The following is a 17,268-nucleotide window of genomic DNA, read 5'->3' on the forward strand; positions in this document are numbered from 1 at the left end:
TGCCATGATGAATATTTCACAACGGTCACAGTTGATGATCGGTACATTTTTGATTTTATTGATGGCGATTACCCGTGGCCATCACTTCGCATCTATCGAGCATTTGCCGAGTGCTTCCTGGGCTGTTTTTTTCTTGGCAGGTATTTACCTTAAACCTTTGTGGGCTTTTCCGTTGCTGATTCTGGAAGCGTTTTGTCTTGATTTAGCTGCGATCACTTTTGGTGGTGTTAGCTCGTTTTGCGTAACACCTACTTATATTATGCTTGTCCCAGCTTATGCGTCGATGTGGTGGGCAGGGCGTTGGTATGCGAAGCATCACCAGGAACGCTGGAGTAGTTTACTAACGCTTTTCAGTAGTTTGATGGTTGGTACTGCTGTCTGTCAGCTTATCTCCAGTGGCAGCTTTTACTTTTACTCTGGCCGATATTCTGATCCGACTATGGCTGAAATGGTTAATCGTTTAATTAAATACTCGCCTTCGCAATTTGAAGCGGTCTTTTTCTATGTAGGTTGTGCTATTGCTGCACACTTGTTCTTGAGCTGGTTTAACCGTACTCGTCACTCCGGAACTGAAACGCTATGAGTGATAAAAACTTGCCAGGCTCATCTGAGCAGTCTGAAGAGCAACAACGAGAAATGCGTTATCAGGCACGTATGAAACGTAAAAAAGAGGTGATAGATCAATCTATCGCTCGTGCTGATCAGGACCGCGGTGTATGCCTTGTTCATACTGGTAACGGTAAAGGTAAGAGTAGTTCTGCCTTTGGTATGGTCGCGCGGGCGTTAGGTCACAATATGCAGGTTGGTGTTGTGCAATTCATTAAAGGCGCTTTCAGTACAGGCGAAGAAGCATTTTTCAGACGCTTCCCCGAAGTACAGTATTACGTGATGGGTGAAGGATTCACCTGGGAAACACAAGATAAAGAACGTGATATTGCCGCTGCAACTAAAGCATGGAAGCAATCTGAAGAACTCCTCAATGATGAGAATGTTTCTTTGGTTGTGCTCGATGAGTTGAACATTGCGCTTAAATATAAGTATGTTGATTTGCAGGTGGTTATTAAGGCAGTTGAAAGCCGTCCTGTGAATCAGCATGTGGTTATTACTGGCCGTGGTGCCCCGCCAGCATTAATAGATATTGCAGATACGGTAACCGAAATGCAGGTTGTAAAACATGCTTATCAGGCGGGTATTAAGGCGCAAAAAGGTGTTGAACTGTGAGTGATCAATTACTTAAGTTCTCACCTTCGAACGATGCTATTTCATGCCCTGCGTTATTTATTAGCGCACCCGCATCAGGCCAAGGAAAGACCACAGTGACGGCAGCATTAGCGCGGCTGCATCGTAATGCTGGGCGTAAAGTAATTGTTTTTAAAACAGGGCCTGATTTTCTTGATCCTATGATTTTGGAAATTGCCTCGGGCGAACCTGTTAATGCATTAGATTTGTGGATGGTAGGCGAGGTCCAAAGCCGTGCTTTGTTACATGATGCAGCAAAGCGTGCTGACCTGATATTGATTGAGGGTGTCATGGGGTTATTCGATGGCGAACCTTCAGGCGCCGATTTAGCCCGCTTGTTTGATGTACCTGTATTGGCTGTCATCGATGGTTCTGCAATGGCGCAAACCTTCGCCGCTATTGCTCATGGCTTAGCGACATATCAAGATGACTTGCCGTTTTCTGGTGTATTAGCGAACCGCCTTGGCAGTGATCGGCATGCCGAAATACTACGTGATAGTTTGCCAGAGTCTATTCATTGGTATGGTGGCATCAAACGCTCTAAAGGTGTTGAGCTTCCAAGCAGGCACTTAGGTCTACTGCAAAGCAATGAAATTAATGATCTTGATGAGCGTCTGAATACAGCTGCAAAAATGATTTCAGCAACAGGGGCAAGTGAGCTGCCACCTGCGGTATGCTTTGAAGCTAATCCACTGCCTACAGACGCCACTAATAACAAGGATGATTTGCTACGTGAGTTAAGTCCTACTTTGGCTGGCGTTCGTATTGGTATCGCAAAAGATGAAGCATTTTCGTTTGTCTATCCAGCGAACATCACCTTGCTAAAACAGTTAGGTGCTCAAGTGGTGTTCTTTTCGCCGTTGCAGGATCAGGCTTTGCCGGATGTGGATAGTGTCTATCTACCGGGTGGTTATCCCGAGTTGTTTGCGCAAAAGCTTGCAGCTAATGATGCAATGAAAAGGGCCATTAAAGCGCATGTTAATGCGAATAAACCTCTTGTTGCTGAGTGTGGCGGCATGCTCTATCTCGCTGAGTCACTCACTGATCTAACTGGAAACACTGAATCCATGTTGGGGCTTCTTACAGGTAAGGTGACAATGCAGCCTCGATTAACCGCCTTGGCTATGCAAAGCGTAGCTTTACCAGAAGGTACAATCCGCGGGCATACCTACCACCACTCCTCTTTTGAAACAGACGAAATAGCGGACTATCAGGGCTTGTGCCCTAACTATGCGCGAACATCTGAAGCGGTGTATAGAAAAGGAAACCTATACGCTAGTTACATTCATCACTATTTCCCATCAGCAGTGGATGCTTGTACTGCTCTTTTTAAGCCTGAATGATCAGCGCAACCATCATACTAGGCGTACTAATCGACTGGTTAGCAGGGGAGCCTAAACGCTGGCATCCTCTCATTGGTTTTGGTTGGATCGCGAAAAAAGTGGAGCGCGTATTTAACTTACAAAAAGTTAACTCACAAAAGCTGCACTCGCATGGGCCTGATTCAATTGAGCTTTTAGTAGAGCCTTCAGCTGAGTTGTTAATAGATGCATCGGTAATGAAACGGTCTGCAGTAAAGCTTAAGTTATTGGGTGCGGTGGCCGTTGCTCTTGTGTGTTTACCCCTTCCGCTTATCCTGCATTATTGGCTACCTGAGATGTGGGAATCATTTGGCGTATATAGTCTGTTAAATGCACTCCTCTTGTACCTTGCAATCGGCCATCGTAGTTTATGGGATCACATTCAACCTATTGCCGACGCTCTATTTCGCCTAGATGATGCAAGCGCGCGCCACCATACAGCGATGATAGTAAGTCGTGATCCTGACGCGCTTAATATCGAAGTTTCAGCAATTGAGTCTGTTTTAGAAAATGGCAGTGATGCTATTTTTGGCGCTATTTTTTGGTTTGTGATTGCCGGGGGGGCGGGAGCTATCTTTTATCGTTTAGTGAACACCTTAGATGCTATGTGGGGGTATCGTACTGAGCGTTATTGCCATTTTGGCTGGGCTGCTGCAAAACTAGATGACCTACTTAATTATTTCCCCGCACGCTGCACAGCGTTAAGTTATGCCATTTTATCTAATTATACTAATGCCCTGATGTGCTGGAAAAAACAAGCGTCTGCGCATGCTAGCCCCAATGGCGGGCCTGTTATTGCAGCGGGGGCAGGTGGCCTGGGAATATTGTTGGGAGGCCCTACGCGTTATCAGGGTATTTGGCATGATAAGCCTTTGCTGGGCACTGGAGCGCTTCCCAAAGCGGCTGACATACAACGGGCCATGCGGCTGGTATCACGTAGTTTAATACTCTGGATTTTTTTGATCAGTAGTGCCGAGCTTTTATGGTTTTTCTTCCTCAATAATGGAGGAATGCTATGACGATAACTAAGCGAATTAGTAACCTTAAATCACCGTTTCATGGCGGGCGTTTGCACGAGGCGTCGCAGCAGTTTGGTATTCCTATTGAGAGCTGGGTTGACCTTTCTACCGGTATTAATCCGCATAGTTATCCGTTACCAACAGTCCCTCAAGACGTGTGGCAGAAATTACCAGACGCAGGTGACAACCTTTTGAACGTCGCGGCTACCTATTATGGTTCATCGCACCTACTTGCGGTGGCTGGCAGTCAGGCGGCGATTGAGGCTCTGCCAAGTTTGAGGTCTCATTCACGCGTTGGGATCTTATCCCCCGCGTATGCTGAATATGCTCACCACTGGAGGCGCCATGGGCACGATGTTCAAGAGCTTAGTGTTGAGGCGTTAGGCGCTCAGATTGCGCATTTGGATGTAGTGATTGTTATTCGTCCAAATAATCCGACAGCAGAGTTTCCACATCAAACTCAGTTGATGTGTTGGTTAAAGATACTTCAGCAGAATAGCGGCTGGCTGATTATTGATGAAGCATTCATTGATGCTTTTCCTGAAAGTGATGAGTTATCAATGATTACTCAAGATTCTGTACATGGGCTGATCGTGTTGCGCTCTGTGGGTAAGTTTTTTGGTTTAGCTGGTATTCGCTTAGGTTTTGTGTGGACTGAACCGGCTTTGTTATCAGTATTAGCAGAACAACTAACAACCTGGTCTGTATCGAGCGTGGCTCGCTGGGCGGGAGCCGTTGCGCTGCAAGATGATAATTGGCAGTTATTGATGCGACAGCGTCTGGTACAGGATAGCCGGCGACTCTGTGATCTATTAGCTAAATATGAGTTTGAATTTGTATCAACACCTCTTTTTTGCACCGTGCAACTTTCGACTACTCAGAGGCAAGCTGCTTTTTGTGCTTATCAGTACTTTGCAGAGCGCGGCATTCTTATTCGTAATTTTGAACATCTACAGGCATTTCGTTTAGGGCTACCCAAAAATGAGATGGCATGGCGGCAGCTTGAACAGGCGCTAAGTGAGTTAAAAAGATGAAAAGCATTGGTACATTGATGGTACAGGGGACAACCTCTGATGCCGGTAAAAGCACTTTAGTGGCAGGGTTATGCCGTGTGTTATGGCGTAAGGCCTTATCGGTCGCGCCTTTTAAACCTCAGAATATGGCTTTAAATAGTGCGGTCACTGCCGATGGCGGAGAGGTTGGCCGTGCTCAGGCCGTACAGGCATATGCGTGTGGCTTAGCGCCGCACACTGATATGAATCCTGTCTTGTTAAAGCCTAACAGTGATACCGGCGCACAGGTCATTATTCATGGAAGGCCTCTGAGTAATATGGAAGCAACCGTTTATCACGATTATAAACAAGTGGCCTGGAATGCCGTTGAGTTATCGCATCAACGACTGCGTTCTGTATACGACTATGTCATTGTGGAAGGGGCAGGCTCTCCCGCTGAAATTAACTTACGTGAAAATGATATTGCCAACATGGGTTTTGCTGAGCGGGAGGATTGTCCGGTCATAATCATTGCTGATATCGATAAGGGTGGCGTGTTTGCACATATTGTTGGCACCTTAGCGCTGTTATCAGAATCTGAGCAAGCCCGGGTTAAAGGTTTTGTAATTAACCGCTTCCGGGGTGATATTGCACTATTACAGTCGGGGCTGGATTGGTTAGAGGAATACACGGGCAAACCTGTGCTGGGCGTCCTTCCTTATTTACATGGATTTCACCTTGAAGCTGAAGATGCTGTTGCATTCCAGCAACCTGAGTATTCAGAACAAGCACTGCATGTGGTTGTCCCGGTGCTCCCTCATATTAGCAACCATACCGATTTTGATCCTTTACGTTTGCATCCATCCATTAAGCTAACCTACGTTGGGCCTGAGCAGCTAATACCTGCGGCTGACCTTATCATTTTGCCAGGTTCAAAATCGGTGCGAAGTGATTTGGAATGGCTACGAAAGCAAGGTTGGGATACTCAAATCAATAAGCACCTTCGTTATGGTGGGAAAGTGTTAGGCGTATGTGGCGGCTTCCAAATGCTGGGTCATTCAATTGACGACCCCCATGGGATTGAAGGGGTGGCGGGTTGCTCCGAAGGGTTAGCCTTACTAACAATGGATACTCGTCTTTATCCAGAAAAAAAGTTATCCAATCAAATTGGTACTTTTAGTCTTGATGGTAAAGAGGCTATCGCGGTTGCTGGTTATGAAATCCATTGTGGTATTTCAACCGGTGATGCGCTGTCAGCACCAATGATACGTCTTTCAGATGATACAGCTGAAGGTGCAATTTCGAGCGATGGTCAAATTGCTGGAACTTATTTACATGGTTTATTTGAATCATCAGGTGTTGTGAATCAAGTATTGCAATGGGCAGGACTCAAAACGGCCGCTGATTTTGACTATCGCGACCGTAAAGATAGAGATCTTGATAGGTTAGCTGACTCGATTGAAACGCATTTGGATATGAAGGCTATTTACCGTTTATTAGATGCTCCTATTGTTCGGGAGAGTGCTGAATGATCTATTTTATTATTGGCGGCGCGCGCTCAGGAAAAAGCAGTTATGCAGAAAGCCTAGCTAAAAATAATGACTCAGATGTTATCTATATAGCAACGGCACAAGCCTATGATGATGAGATGCAAGGGCGCATAGAGCAGCATAAACAGCAGCGCCCGGGTGAGTGGCCAACTTTTGAAGAACCATTAGAAATAAGCAATGTTATTAATAATGAAAGTTATTCACATAACTGTTTGTTAATAGACTGTTTAACGCTCTGGCTTACAAATTTACTCTGTGCAGATAAAAACATAGCAGGCTATAAACAGCAGTTGCTTGATGCTTTAAATAACGCAAAAGGCGACATTATATTGGTGAGTAATGAAACCGGTATGGGAGTCGTGCCTATGGGTGAACTAACACGTCGTTATTGTGATGAGGCTGGTTGGTTGCACCAGGAAGTTGCGGCGTTGGCAGACCAGGTTGTTTTGATGGTAGCGGGAATTCCCGTCGTTATTAAACCTATGTCTAGTGATCATTAATACAAATTATAATGCATTCAATCGAAAGGCAGGCGCAGTACATGAATAGTCATATCCCATCGATCGCGTGGTTAAGCTCCTCTATTAAACCGTTAGATATGATGACGATGTATGCGGCTGTTGAGCATCAAAAGCAGCTCACTAAACCGGCGGGCTCTTTGGGTAAATTAGAAAACTTGGCCATCCGTCTGGCTGCTATGCAGGGCGTTTTATTTCCTACAGCTGACAATATTTCCATCGCTATCTTTGCAGCCGATCACGGTATTGCAGAAGAGGGGGTGTCGGTATTTCCCCAATCGGTCACTGCTGAAATGGTTAAAAACTTTTCCCATGGCGGTGCAGCCATTTGTGTAGCAGCACGTTTCTTGAATGCTCCTATGACTGTTTATAACTTGGGTACAGTGTCGCCCACCGAAGGGCTGGCTAATGTTGTTAATTGTGCCATTGCTCCGCAGACTGCCAGTTTTCTACGTCGGCCTGCTATGACTGAAACCCAGCTTGCGCAAGCGGTAAATGTTGGACGCCAGGCAGTATTAACGTCGATAGAAAAACAGCTAGCACAAGGGCAGAAACTTGATCTATTTCTTGCCGGAGAAATGGGGATAGCCAATACCACATCGGCTACTGCAATCGCCTCGGTGCTGCTGAATACCTCCCCTGAAAAGCTAGCAGGGCCTGGTACAGGATTAGATGCTAAAGGTGTTTCGCGTAAAGCAATGATTATTGCTCAGGCCCTAAAACTACATGAAAAGACTTTGGATAATAGCGAAAAAGATCCGTTAATTGCGTTACAGCTATTAGGTGGTTTTGAAATTGCGGCCCTTACCGGCGCTTATCTTGCTTGTGCGCAAGAAGGCGTGCCTGCTGTTGTTGATGGTTTTATCTGTACAGTAGCGGCCTTGGTAGCGTGTCGTATTAATCCTAGGGTGTCTGACTGGTTCATCTTAGCTCACAGTTCAGCTGAACCCGGTTATCTGTTATTACTGGACGGCTTTGCTAAGCAGCAGCCGCTATTGAATCTAGAGTTTCGTTTAGGGGAAGGAAGTGGTGCTGCTATTGCTGTACCGCTTATCAGACTCGCCTGTTCTTTACATCATGAAATGTCTACATTTGCAGAAGCGGCGGTGTCTTCTTCAACAGTCACGACTGACGAAGTAGCAAAGTAAGATGAAGCAGCCACTTACTATCGATGCATTGAGACACGGAGAGACGGTAAAAGGTCAGTGTTATCTGGGGCGTACTGATGCCGAGTTAACCGACCATGGATGGTGGCAAATGGAAAGCGCTATGCAAGCTATCAATATTGCGGATTACGATGTTGTAATTACTTCTCCGTTAGTCCGTTGTAAGGCGTTTGCTGAACGTTGGGTTGGATCACAAGAGTCAGATACAGTATTCCTATGCACGGATTCATTAATTCAAGAATACGATTTTGGTCTGTGGGATGGCATGACCGCCGCAGGCATTATGTTGCAATGGGCAGATGAATTAGCAGGCTTTTGGCACTCGCCAGAACAGTTTCCTCCCCCCGAAGGGGAGCTGATAACTGAGTTCTTTCAACGCTTACAGATCTTTCTAAATACTAGGCTGGCCAGTGAAAATAACAAAGTGCTTTTGATTACACATGGAGGTGTAATTAAAGCGCTGACTTGTTTGAATAAGAATAGGCCTGCATCTGACATGTTTGGTGTTGAGGCTAAACATGGTGAACTACACCGGCTTATGTGGCAGCGGGCATGAAGTTTTTTATCTCTGAACAGTGGCAAGCTCTGTGTGTGGCCATGCAGTTTTTGACGCAGCTGCCTATTCGCTTACGAATGTATCCAGATTCACGTATACAGGCGCACTCACTACTCTACTACCCGCTTGCGGGTGCTGTGATTGGTGGTGTTTTGTGTGCACTTAGCTGGCTGCTTAACGATCAATCACTGTATCTGCAGGCATCCTTAGTATTGATTGGCTGGGTGGTGCTTACGGGAGGCTTACACCTCGATGGTTTAGCTGACAGTGCTGATGGGTGGATGGGCGGATTAGGCGATCCTGAACGCACGCTGCGTATCATGAAAGATCCTTGCGCTGGGGCGATAGGTGTTCTGGCATTGGTGTTATTGCTCTTGTTGAAGTGGTCAGCGCTCATAACGTTACTGGAAACAGTTACTTTATTGCCGCTATTGATCGCTCCACTATTTGCCCGGCTGGGAGCTATTGTTTTGTTGGCTGGTACGCCTTATGTGAGACCGCAAGGAATCGCCTCCTCTATGATAGTTAATATGCCGCGACAGCGTATTTATTGTATGGGTCTGGTAGGAATAGTAGTGCTGGGGTGGATAAGTCTTCTATGGTTATTGGCAGTGGTCATTGTATTTTGGATCGCGCGTAAAATGATGTTATCGCGCTTAAAAGGTACTACCGGTGATACGGCAGGAGCCTTAATTGAATTACTGGAAGTGACCTTACTTACCGTTGCTGGCAGTACTTTTTCAACTTGAAATAGAAGCAGGGAATTAGACGGTCATTACCTATCAGCGGTTACAGACCATTCTTATTCTTTCTGCTGGCACCCGTAGCTGGGTGATCAGATATTCTTTGAAAGATTCGTCATACGGTTGCAGGTCGACTGCTTTTTGCATGCAGAGTATCCAGGCGTCGCTCTCGCTATGGCCGATGTCCAGGTGGCTGTGTGAGGCGGGAATACTGATAGGGCCGAAGGTTTCAGCGTAGCGTCTTGGGCCGCCGAGCCAGCCTGACAGGAAATAGATTAGCTTCTTTCTGGATTCACTCAGGTCGCTAGGGTGCATATCCCGGATTCGTTTAGATTCCGGAATATCATCCATAATGTCGTAGAAGTCGTTGACCAGTAGCGTCAGGCCGGCCAGTTCGCCAGCTGCTTTATAGGAGTTGTCGCCTTCGCCGTATCTGTTGCTGGGGGTATTCATAAATAGGTCAGTGGCCTTATTTCTTCCACTTCGCCCATGGATCATCATCGTTGTCAGATGAAGTGCTTTGAGAGTCGGATGTTTTGCGTTCAGACTTCCAACGATCTTGTTTATCACGGGCGTCTTCCTGTCTGCTGGAATAACCACCGCGTTTCGCACCATAGCTTTTGCCTGAATTGCTTCGATTGTTCTTGTTGAATTCAGAGGCTTTCTTAGCTTTCTGCTCGCGCTCTACTTCGGCATCTTCAAGGCTTAGCTCAACCGGGTCTCGTGGGGTTTGTCCCTCAGGCATAACGCGATCTCTGGGTGACAGCGCAAACTGCTCGGATGAAACTCGTGGCAGGTTTTTAAATTTATATAGGTAGAACTGCTCTACCTTTTCCCGCGCCCAATCGGTTTTCTTCAGGAATTTCACACTGGACTCTATGCTGGGGTTGGTCTTAAAACAGTTGATATTCAGATAGGCGTAAAGAATTTCAAAACCGTAATGGTCGACTATTTGAGTCAATAGTTCCTTTAAACCCAGGCCATGTAGCGGGTTGTTTTTGTAATTGATCTCATCATTCATAGTCATGTCCGGAAAAAGGTCTAGAAAATCTAATAAAGTGTACGATGCGCCATCATACCTGTCACTGCACATACAAAATATAGCAGAGTGTCGATTGGAACCGATCTCATCATTAAAAGTTTAGTTGCGATTATAGATCACAGGCATCTGTCCTTTCCAGGGTGCCCATGTCTCAGTATTAGTCATCAGCTCAGCCATAAAGTGAGCAACATTGATCCGACTGGTCTGTCCTGAATCAAATATGGGGTCTCGCGTTGGAGATGGGTGCAGATCGTATTCGCTTACGTCGGGGTTATCAATTAACCCATCGGGGCGGACAGCGACCCACTCGATTGCAGGGTTATTCTGACCAATCTTAGTTCGCAGAAAATCGGCCGCTTTTTCGTTATCCACATGGGGTGGGAGCAATAAACGTAACAGTCCAATCACCGCGTTGTGACGAAAAGAGGTGTGCTCACTAAGATCCTGGTTTTTATTGCCTGTGGTATTCATCAGCACATACTTAACGGGTTGTTCTGAGGCGTTTTTTTGTATGACAGTGCAGATTCGACGGACGGTATCGGTCACCAGCCGGCGGGGCTGTCCATAGACTCCCTTGAAGCTCAAAGTATGCCCCAGGCAGGAGGCTACCGCATCACAGCCCGCTACCAATTCAGCTAAAGCGGTATCGCTCATCTCTGTGATACTGGCCTGAGTGATGCTCAGGCCAGTATGGTTTTTGATAGTCTCTGGCAGGTTAGCGTCTGAACGGACGATAACTCTTACCGACTCACCTCGATTAAGTAGTTGTTCAACTAGCAATCGACCGGTTTCGCCACTTGCACCTACTACGAGGGTTGTCATACGGTTATCCCGATAAAGCTAATTTGAATGAATCTCATTTAAAGTATTATGCACGAGTTTGATGACCGTCCGATATGCTTTTATTGTAAGCGATGTTCTGACGGCTTCTTCTGATAAACTACAAAAATAACTGAGCCACAAAAACATAAAAGGACTGCCAATGCCGAGTGTCAGTAATGCCATAATCCGTATCACTAATCTTCGTCTGCGTACGTATATTGGGTTTAACCCGGAAGAACGGGAAAAGCTGCAAGATGTGGTGATTAACATCGAGATTCACTACCCGGCTGAGAAAGCGGCTATTTCCGATGATGTGGAGAAGGCGCTGAACTATAAAGTGGTGTGTAAAGAGATTATCCAGCACGTAGAGGAAGGGCACTTTTTACTACTGGAAAAGTTGGTAGGCGATGTACTGGATATTGCCACTGCGCATCCCTGGGTCAGCTTTGCGAGTGTGACGATTGATAAACCTCACGCTTTGCGATTTGCCGACTCGGTATCACTGACCTTAGAAAAACACTGCTGCCAGGATCACTGAGGTATAGCAACGCGTATATAGCTACAGAGGAGATCAGAGCTCTAGGCTGACGGCCTCTTGCTGATTAGATGTGATCGGGTTAAAGCTGGTTTGTGCCCGGTGCAGGCAGCTTTGGTTTGCGGTCTCTCTTAGTGCCTCAATACTTGTTATCTGGTGTGTACAGGGTGATCCATCCAGATAGCTAAAGGTAGCTTTTTTCTCGGTCACCTGGATGTGGCTGAAACTGACGGTCTTCGCATCATCCCGGTGCATGCAAACCGACAGTTCTCCCTGAATTGTCAGGCCATTTTCTTCGCGCTGATATTTATCCGACAGGCTATGCTTGCCTGTCTGATTAAAAGGCTGATGGCTTTGATGGAAAGCCAGCAATTGATCGGCATCCGGTGCTTGGCCTAATAAGGCGAAGTTGTTATGACGGGCTGTATATACAGAATCAAAGGCAACCGATGAGGATGTCATCGGACTTTTAATGCTGAGTGTTTCCAGTGTCTTACCATCCCATTGAAAGCCCTGGGGCTGTTGATCTAATGCCAATGTTAGCAGGGTGAATGGGGCGTACTGGTGTAGATTTATTTTACTCAGTTCAGTAGCGATTTCAGGTTGTGTTGATAAGTCCGATAGAGACTTGAGTAACTGCCCACGGCTTTTTAATACGCCTACTGGCATCTTTCCTTGATAGAAGTTCAGCAGACACAAGCTCAGGCCATGGTCATTCACCGAGATCCAGCTGCCACCACCATCGGGGTCGACCGGCATTAATACTTTGCTGTCTTGTTTCTTAAACGCTTGGGGTGCCAGCGCTCGGCTGCGACTGCGTTGTTCATCACGATTGAAGAATAACTGATAACCATCGGTATCCACTAACCAGCTTACTGTGCACATACGGCAATTCCTTAGCGCTTATGCCGGCTGTGCGGACTGTTCAGATTGTGCAGAAGTTTCCGCTTCTGCAGCTAAAGAACGCAGATAAGTGGCGGTAGCGGGAGCTGTGCCGTACTGAGCATTAACCTGGCAGCCTAACACTTTTGCGATAGTGGCCATGAGCGCCAGATGATGGATCGCATGGGTTGACGCAAATGCCAGTTCTCGGCCAAAAGACGATGTGAACTGAACGCTGAACTCTTCATCAATATCCACTTCAGTGAGTATTGAAACGCTACGCTGAAGGTCAGCAGCATCTAAGCTGGTCAGCCACTGACGCACACTTTGTAATGCATCAATGCCTTCCTGCTGTATGGTTTCCAGTGGGATACCACGCTGGCGAACGTCGTAGTTAATTACCGGCGCATCGCTGTTCTGAATCAGGGCCTGAAACATATCGAGGATATGGCGCAGGTGTTGACCAATGCTGCTGTCAAACAGCGGCTTGTGGCTTGCCTGATAGGTTGCAGCATCAAGGCCGCTGATAAAATCCTGCAGTTGATCCAGGATATTCACAGTACTGCTGATCATTTTATCCATGCTAATTTTCCGTTTTACTAAACTGTAAATTCTGGGTGGGTGCTGTTACTGAGCTAATGGTGTTTTCTTCAGTGGTTGATCTGTTTTCCGCTTCTTTAGGTACGCTGTAGACCAAGTATATCAATGCGATAGGCGTGAGTATCAGGTAGGTTGATGCCAGCGCTGATTGAACATCTTCAAAGTAAGATGCTAGCAGGGCGATCAGACTGAAAAAAATCACGATACCGGTTTGTGACAGATAGCTTTTCGCCAGTAGGTAATTGAGCGGGCGAAGCTGGCGGGCGTTGTCGAAGAAACGTTTGTTAAAGCTTAACCGGAAGAAGGTGGTCAGGAAGGCGATGACCAAAATCGCTGGGTAGACCCAGTAGTCAGGCAGGCTGGTATCCAGCATGCTGCGCAGCAACCAGGAAACAGCATAGAAGACTACGGCAACGACATAGACTTTGTTACGGTCTATCGCATCAATTCGGTTCTTCAGTAGGAAGAATATAACCGACAAGAGCACCGTCAGTAGCACGACGATAAGGCCTAGCTGTTTAATGTTTTCCTGGGTGATGTAATACAGGGAGATGATCCAGAAATAGCTTTCCAGAAACAGAAATACGCCGTCGAGATAAAAGACGACCGCTGAGTTATGTTTATCTTTGAATTTAAAAATAGACTGACAGTTGCCTGTGCTCTGATAATTACGGTCTGTTGTATCAGATGCCGTTAAGCCATTTTTGCTGCTGAGTGACCTGCTTAATGTCCCGTTGATTGTCGCGAACGTTGCATTATTACTTGCACGTAAAAACCACAGCATAGCGCTGACAGAAATAGCGGTGCTGAGTATCAGTAATTGAAATTCGTACCCGGCTCCGAGCAAGAATGCGCTAATAAGAATGCCCAGCTTCAACAATATTACGACGACGATCTGGAAGTTACCAAAGTGGCGGCCGGTTTGATGGTTTGCTGATGGCTGCTCGTGGGTTTCAGTGTCGGATGGCTGAACAGGGGCGGAGGTCATGGTGCTGAATAACACCCGCTGGGTGGTCCAGTAGAAACAGTTGTATGCGCCATTCAGCAGCGCCGCTACAACCAGTAACAGGATGCCGTCCGTATACAGCAGTGCTGTGACCAGGCTGATCTCTGTCATAAAAGAGGTTGCGGTAATTAGGCGCCAGTTCGCTTTTTGATAGACCTTTTCCCAGAGTTTGAGTGAAAAAATAAAACTCAGGCCGGTTAATGCGATAAACAGCGCGATAGCCTCTATCGAGTTACCCCGCTGTAACAGTAGCACCGGTATAAAGAACGGCAACAGGCCGATTAGCAGGGAGTGTGCCCCGGCAAACTGGAAGAAGTTACGCGCGATACTGTTCATCAGTAGGTATCTGCGTTACTGATGTCGAGTTGATCAAGCTTTTGAAAATAAGGTGCTAAGTCCTCTTTTTCACCAAAGCGTGGATAGTCATGCATCTTCAGATAAGGGCGGGAGTTAACCTCGAGAAAGATACACTTTTGATCTTTATATGAATGCTCTATCCCTTTTTCAAAAATGACGTCGATACCCAGAATGTTAGCGTCGAACATTTCCAGAACATCGAGAAATAGCTGCTTGTTGTCTTCAGGAATAGTACTTTTTTCCACTGTTCTGACAGTACCGCCAGGTGCCAGTGATATACGGTAGAACAGGGTGATTACATCACCCGCAGCGGGGACAGAGTCCATGCTAAGGTTCTGCTTTTTCAGAAAGTTAATCGTCTGTTCATTCTTCTGAATCGGGTAGATAGTCGGATACAGCTTCATCGCTGTGCGTACCGCATTCTCTTCATCAATCAGCGCGCTGATGCTTTGTGTGCCATCGCCGGTTACCGTTGGTGGGTAACGTTCGATGACAGACATCAACTCACCTTTAATGGCTACAACCCGATAGTTGCAGCCCTTCAAATACTGCTCTACTACCGTTGTCGGCCACCAGATCTTAGCCAGGAAGATCGCTTTCCACAGTTCGCGGTAATTATTGATCGGAAAGTAACTGCCCCGGGAATAGCCGCTCACGTTAGGCTTAATTACCAGTGGAAAACCGTATTCCTTAGCAAAACTGTGGGCTTTGAATGGGTTAAAAAAAATCAGCCCTTTAGCGTGGGGAACATTACCCTGATCAAACACGGCCCGCGCTTGCTCTTTAGAGCGACAACTCTTTCTGACTTCAAGGTTGTTATAGCTGCTACAGCCATTCATATACTTCTGGCTGATCCAGCTGTAGACCGCTTTTTTAATTGCTTGCATCAAATGTGTCCTTAATCAGTACGGTTGGTGCGCCGGATAAAAGCGAGCTTTTTAAAAAATATAACCGGTTCTTTTTTAATACTTGGCAACGTTTTAGTGTTTTTAGCCAATAACCAAGTGCATTTCAGAGCGGTTTTGTACTTGTTACGAGTGCTGGTGTTTGAGGTCAATAATACCAATGGCATTGGCAGGAACAGGTTGATCTCAATCACTTTAAAATCACCGGCGATCAGTTGTTCTACTGAATCAGCGCGTACGCCTACCCGAGATATTCTGAAGCGGCCTATCGCTTTGATATAACCCCAGAGCTGATCAAGTTGTTCCTGGCTCAGCGTCGGGGTGATATCCATATACTCGGTTTGTTGGTTGTAGATACCATTTATCGGGTAATCATCAGCGCTGTGATTGATTACTTGAGTCACCGATAGCATGCTGTGACGATCAGCTGACAGGTCACAGGGAATGGCAAAAATTTCAAACTCAATCTTTCCTTTTGCCGCTTCCTGAATCAGATACTGCATCGGCTGTTTGGTATCACGCTGAGCGCGTATATTGGTTAACTCTTCCGCATTATCAGCTCGTAGTATGCCTTGCGAGTTTTGTCCCCATTCAGGCTTCACAAAAAGAGGATAAGACTCAGCTGTAATGTTCAGGCTGTCTGTAGCCTCTGTAGCCTGCTTATCTATCCACTGAGATAAGCGCCACTTTTCTGGAATCAGGTCATTTATATCCTGCTTGGAATAGAGCCCTTTCGCTTTATTGAAATAGTCAGCATTGAGCTGAAAGTAGCGCCAAGGCTTAGCTCCCAACCTGATGCAGGAAGCAATGTATGAAATTACTAGTACTATTCGAATAATCATAAAAGCCCGTTAGTTCTCAGCAAGTAATGTATGACCAGTGGACCGGTATTTAATTTAAAATGGCTACTTTTAAGTAACTCTGTTCAGCTGGCAGATTTCAGTGAGCGCCAGTGGGTAAAGTTAACCAGAGCCATTGTAATACCTAGAATTAGAATTGATACCGCTGCAAAGAATAGCGAGCCGTTATCACTCTGTCCGTTATGCAGTACGACTATTCCTAATGGTGTTGCCAGATGGAAAAAGACGGCCCCCAACATAACCGATGACGCCATAACACCACCAATGCTGTGAATAACTTCTCGATCAGGCGTTTTGCTAATCAGATTTAGCTTTTTAAGAATGAAGAAAAATACTGGCGACAACAGAATTAGAGAAACAATCAGTTCGGCAGAGCCAACAGCGTATGCGCCGTATTGAGTGAACCAGTTACCCAGTCCCGTAGAAATTGTATTGCTCATCCAACCGCCGATAGTGGCGAAAATATGTTGGGTATCCGGATGGCCGGTGAACTTATAGGGCAATGAACTTAAGAACACTTTTGTGATCCAGAGAATGATAACCCAGCTGGCGATAGAGATGATTCGAGATTTCATGGCAAATCCTTAAAGATAATTTGTGAGTAACAGGTTGTCGGCTTATCGGATAACCGCAGGCCAGTTGTTGTCAGCTTGTTCAATCAGGTTGGGTTTGTCTTTCAGCCATTTGGCCTGAATGCTGGCGTCATAGTTTAGGTAAAGCTTGCCGTCTTCAATGGTCCACTGCTGCGGATCACCAGAAGCGGTATCATTATTGGCAACGGCCCAGGCGCAATAACCGCCATACTGAGGTGCGTACTTTTCAGGAGTTGCCTTAAAGGCCGCCAGATTGTCAGCATTCTTGAACTGCCAACGAGCGCCCTGATATTCGGTTGTATATTTACTGCTGCCTTTGGTGGCTTTACTGTCAGTGAAATAGGCGACAGTGTCATAGCCTGAAACAGCGACATCACTAAAGAAGGATGTATATATTGGATCCTTCGCCTGAGCCTGGAAAGAAAACATCACCAGCAGGAGTGTAAGCAGTGAGCCAAACGCGTTTTTTTGGTTAACGATGGTATTCATTTCTAGCTACCCTTGTTCTTAGTTAATCGCGCT

At 46.2% G+C, this 17,268-nt stretch carries 21 protein-coding genes; 11 read left to right on the top strand and 10 right to left on the bottom strand.

Annotation, left to right across the window (positions count from 1 at the left end):
- The first annotated feature begins 4 nt into the window (after positions 1 to 4).
- From QZZ54_RS06115 to QZZ54_RS06160, 10 genes are read left to right on the top strand one after another with little or no spacing between them, the layout of a single operon-like run.
- Positions 5 to 583 carry a hypothetical protein gene (locus tag QZZ54_RS06115; RefSeq protein ID WP_290700292.1) on the top strand — a complete coding sequence of 193 codons (579 nt, stop codon included), beginning with the start codon at positions 5 to 7 and terminating at the stop codon, positions 581 to 583.
- Complete coding sequence (cobO, locus tag QZZ54_RS06120; RefSeq protein ID WP_290700295.1) at positions 580 to 1,221, top strand: cob(I)yrinic acid a,c-diamide adenosyltransferase; 642 nt, start codon at positions 580 to 582, stop codon at positions 1,219 to 1,221. Before QZZ54_RS06115 ends, cobO begins: the two co-directional genes overlap by 4 nt.
- Positions 1,218 to 2,582 (top strand): cobyrinate a,c-diamide synthase, encoded by a 1,365-nt coding sequence (locus QZZ54_RS06125; RefSeq protein ID WP_290700297.1) that lies wholly within the window; start codon positions 1,218 to 1,220, stop codon positions 2,580 to 2,582. Before cobO ends, QZZ54_RS06125 begins: the two co-directional genes overlap by 4 nt.
- Positions 2,579 to 3,619, top strand: a complete 1,041-nt coding sequence (locus QZZ54_RS06130; RefSeq protein ID WP_290700300.1) for a CobD/CbiB family cobalamin biosynthesis protein — start codon at positions 2,579 to 2,581, stop codon at positions 3,617 to 3,619. Before QZZ54_RS06125 ends, QZZ54_RS06130 begins: the two co-directional genes overlap by 4 nt.
- Positions 3,616 to 4,653, top strand: coding sequence for a threonine-phosphate decarboxylase CobD (gene cobD / locus QZZ54_RS06135; RefSeq protein WP_290700304.1), 1,038 nt, complete (start codon positions 3,616 to 3,618; stop codon positions 4,651 to 4,653). Before QZZ54_RS06130 ends, cobD begins: the two co-directional genes overlap by 4 nt.
- A 5-nt stretch (positions 4,654 to 4,658) precedes the next feature.
- A complete protein-coding gene (locus tag QZZ54_RS06140) occupies positions 4,659 to 6,143 on the top strand; it encodes a cobyric acid synthase (protein ID WP_366645212.1) in 1,485 nt (494 codons plus the stop codon).
- Positions 6,140 to 6,661, top strand: a complete 522-nt coding sequence (gene cobU / locus QZZ54_RS06145) for a bifunctional adenosylcobinamide kinase/adenosylcobinamide-phosphate guanylyltransferase (protein ID WP_290700310.1) — start codon at positions 6,140 to 6,142, stop codon at positions 6,659 to 6,661. The genes QZZ54_RS06140 and cobU overlap by 4 nt, the downstream gene beginning before the upstream one ends.
- 41 nt (positions 6,662 to 6,702) lie before the next feature.
- Positions 6,703 to 7,827: a nicotinate-nucleotide--dimethylbenzimidazole phosphoribosyltransferase gene (cobT, locus tag QZZ54_RS06150; protein ID WP_290700312.1), complete on the top strand. Its 1,125-nt coding sequence runs from the start codon at positions 6,703 to 6,705 to the stop codon at positions 7,825 to 7,827.
- Between the two features lies 1 nt (position 7,828).
- A complete protein-coding gene (locus tag QZZ54_RS06155; RefSeq protein ID WP_290700314.1) occupies positions 7,829 to 8,401 on the top strand; it encodes a histidine phosphatase family protein in 573 nt (190 codons plus the stop codon).
- Positions 8,398 to 9,150 carry an adenosylcobinamide-GDP ribazoletransferase gene (locus QZZ54_RS06160; RefSeq protein ID WP_290700316.1) on the top strand — a complete coding sequence of 251 codons (753 nt, stop codon included), beginning with the start codon at positions 8,398 to 8,400 and terminating at the stop codon, positions 9,148 to 9,150. The genes QZZ54_RS06155 and QZZ54_RS06160 overlap by 4 nt, the downstream gene beginning before the upstream one ends.
- A gap of 33 nt (positions 9,151 to 9,183) precedes the next feature.
- On the opposite strand, the gene QZZ54_RS06165 is transcribed toward QZZ54_RS06160, so the two are convergent.
- From QZZ54_RS06165 to QZZ54_RS06175, 3 genes are all read right to left on the bottom strand, one after another.
- Positions 9,184 to 9,597: a group II truncated hemoglobin gene (locus tag QZZ54_RS06165; RefSeq protein ID WP_290700319.1), complete on the bottom strand. Its 414-nt coding sequence runs from the start codon at positions 9,595 to 9,597 to the stop codon at positions 9,184 to 9,186.
- A gap of 16 nt (positions 9,598 to 9,613) precedes the next feature.
- Positions 9,614 to 10,165: a VF530 family DNA-binding protein gene (locus QZZ54_RS06170; protein ID WP_290700322.1), complete on the bottom strand. Its 552-nt coding sequence runs from the start codon at positions 10,163 to 10,165 to the stop codon at positions 9,614 to 9,616.
- A 120-nt stretch (positions 10,166 to 10,285) separates the two neighbouring features.
- A complete protein-coding gene (locus QZZ54_RS06175; RefSeq protein ID WP_290700325.1) occupies positions 10,286 to 11,008 on the bottom strand; it encodes an NAD(P)-binding oxidoreductase in 723 nt (240 codons plus the stop codon).
- A gap of 160 nt (positions 11,009 to 11,168) precedes the next feature.
- Between QZZ54_RS06175 and folX the strand changes: the two genes are divergently transcribed.
- Positions 11,169 to 11,546 (top strand): dihydroneopterin triphosphate 2'-epimerase, encoded by a 378-nt coding sequence (gene folX / locus QZZ54_RS06180; RefSeq protein ID WP_290700328.1) that lies wholly within the window; start codon positions 11,169 to 11,171, stop codon positions 11,544 to 11,546.
- A gap of 33 nt (positions 11,547 to 11,579) precedes the next feature.
- On the opposite strand, the gene QZZ54_RS06185 is transcribed toward folX, so the two are convergent.
- From QZZ54_RS06185 to QZZ54_RS06215, 7 genes are all read right to left on the bottom strand, one after another.
- A complete protein-coding gene (locus QZZ54_RS06185; RefSeq protein WP_290700331.1) occupies positions 11,580 to 12,428 on the bottom strand; it encodes an NRDE family protein in 849 nt (282 codons plus the stop codon).
- Positions 12,429 to 12,446: 18 nt separating this feature from the next.
- Positions 12,447 to 13,007 carry a DinB family protein gene (locus QZZ54_RS06190; RefSeq protein WP_290700334.1) on the bottom strand — a complete coding sequence of 187 codons (561 nt, stop codon included), beginning with the start codon at positions 13,005 to 13,007 and terminating at the stop codon, positions 12,447 to 12,449.
- Position 13,008: 1 nt separating this feature from the next.
- Complete coding sequence (locus tag QZZ54_RS06195) at positions 13,009 to 14,367, bottom strand: hypothetical protein (protein ID WP_290700336.1); 1,359 nt, start codon at positions 14,365 to 14,367, stop codon at positions 13,009 to 13,011.
- Complete coding sequence (locus QZZ54_RS06200) at positions 14,367 to 15,275, bottom strand: cyanophycin synthetase (RefSeq protein WP_290700338.1); 909 nt, start codon at positions 15,273 to 15,275, stop codon at positions 14,367 to 14,369. The genes QZZ54_RS06195 and QZZ54_RS06200 overlap by 1 nt, the downstream gene beginning before the upstream one ends.
- A gap of 11 nt (positions 15,276 to 15,286) precedes the next feature.
- Positions 15,287 to 16,135, bottom strand: coding sequence for a hypothetical protein (locus QZZ54_RS06205; protein WP_290700340.1), 849 nt, complete (start codon positions 16,133 to 16,135; stop codon positions 15,287 to 15,289).
- 83 nt (positions 16,136 to 16,218) lie between these two features.
- Positions 16,219 to 16,728 carry a hypothetical protein gene (locus QZZ54_RS06210; protein WP_290700343.1) on the bottom strand — a complete coding sequence of 170 codons (510 nt, stop codon included), beginning with the start codon at positions 16,726 to 16,728 and terminating at the stop codon, positions 16,219 to 16,221.
- Between the two features lie 42 nt (positions 16,729 to 16,770).
- A complete protein-coding gene (locus QZZ54_RS06215; RefSeq protein WP_290700346.1) occupies positions 16,771 to 17,235 on the bottom strand; it encodes a YHS domain-containing (seleno)protein in 465 nt (154 codons plus the stop codon).
- Between the last annotated feature and the right edge of the window lie 33 nt (positions 17,236 to 17,268).

The organism is Amphritea sp., assembly GCF_016744155.1.
In the GTDB taxonomy this organism is placed as follows: Bacteria; Pseudomonadota; Gammaproteobacteria; order Pseudomonadales; family Balneatricaceae; genus Amphritea.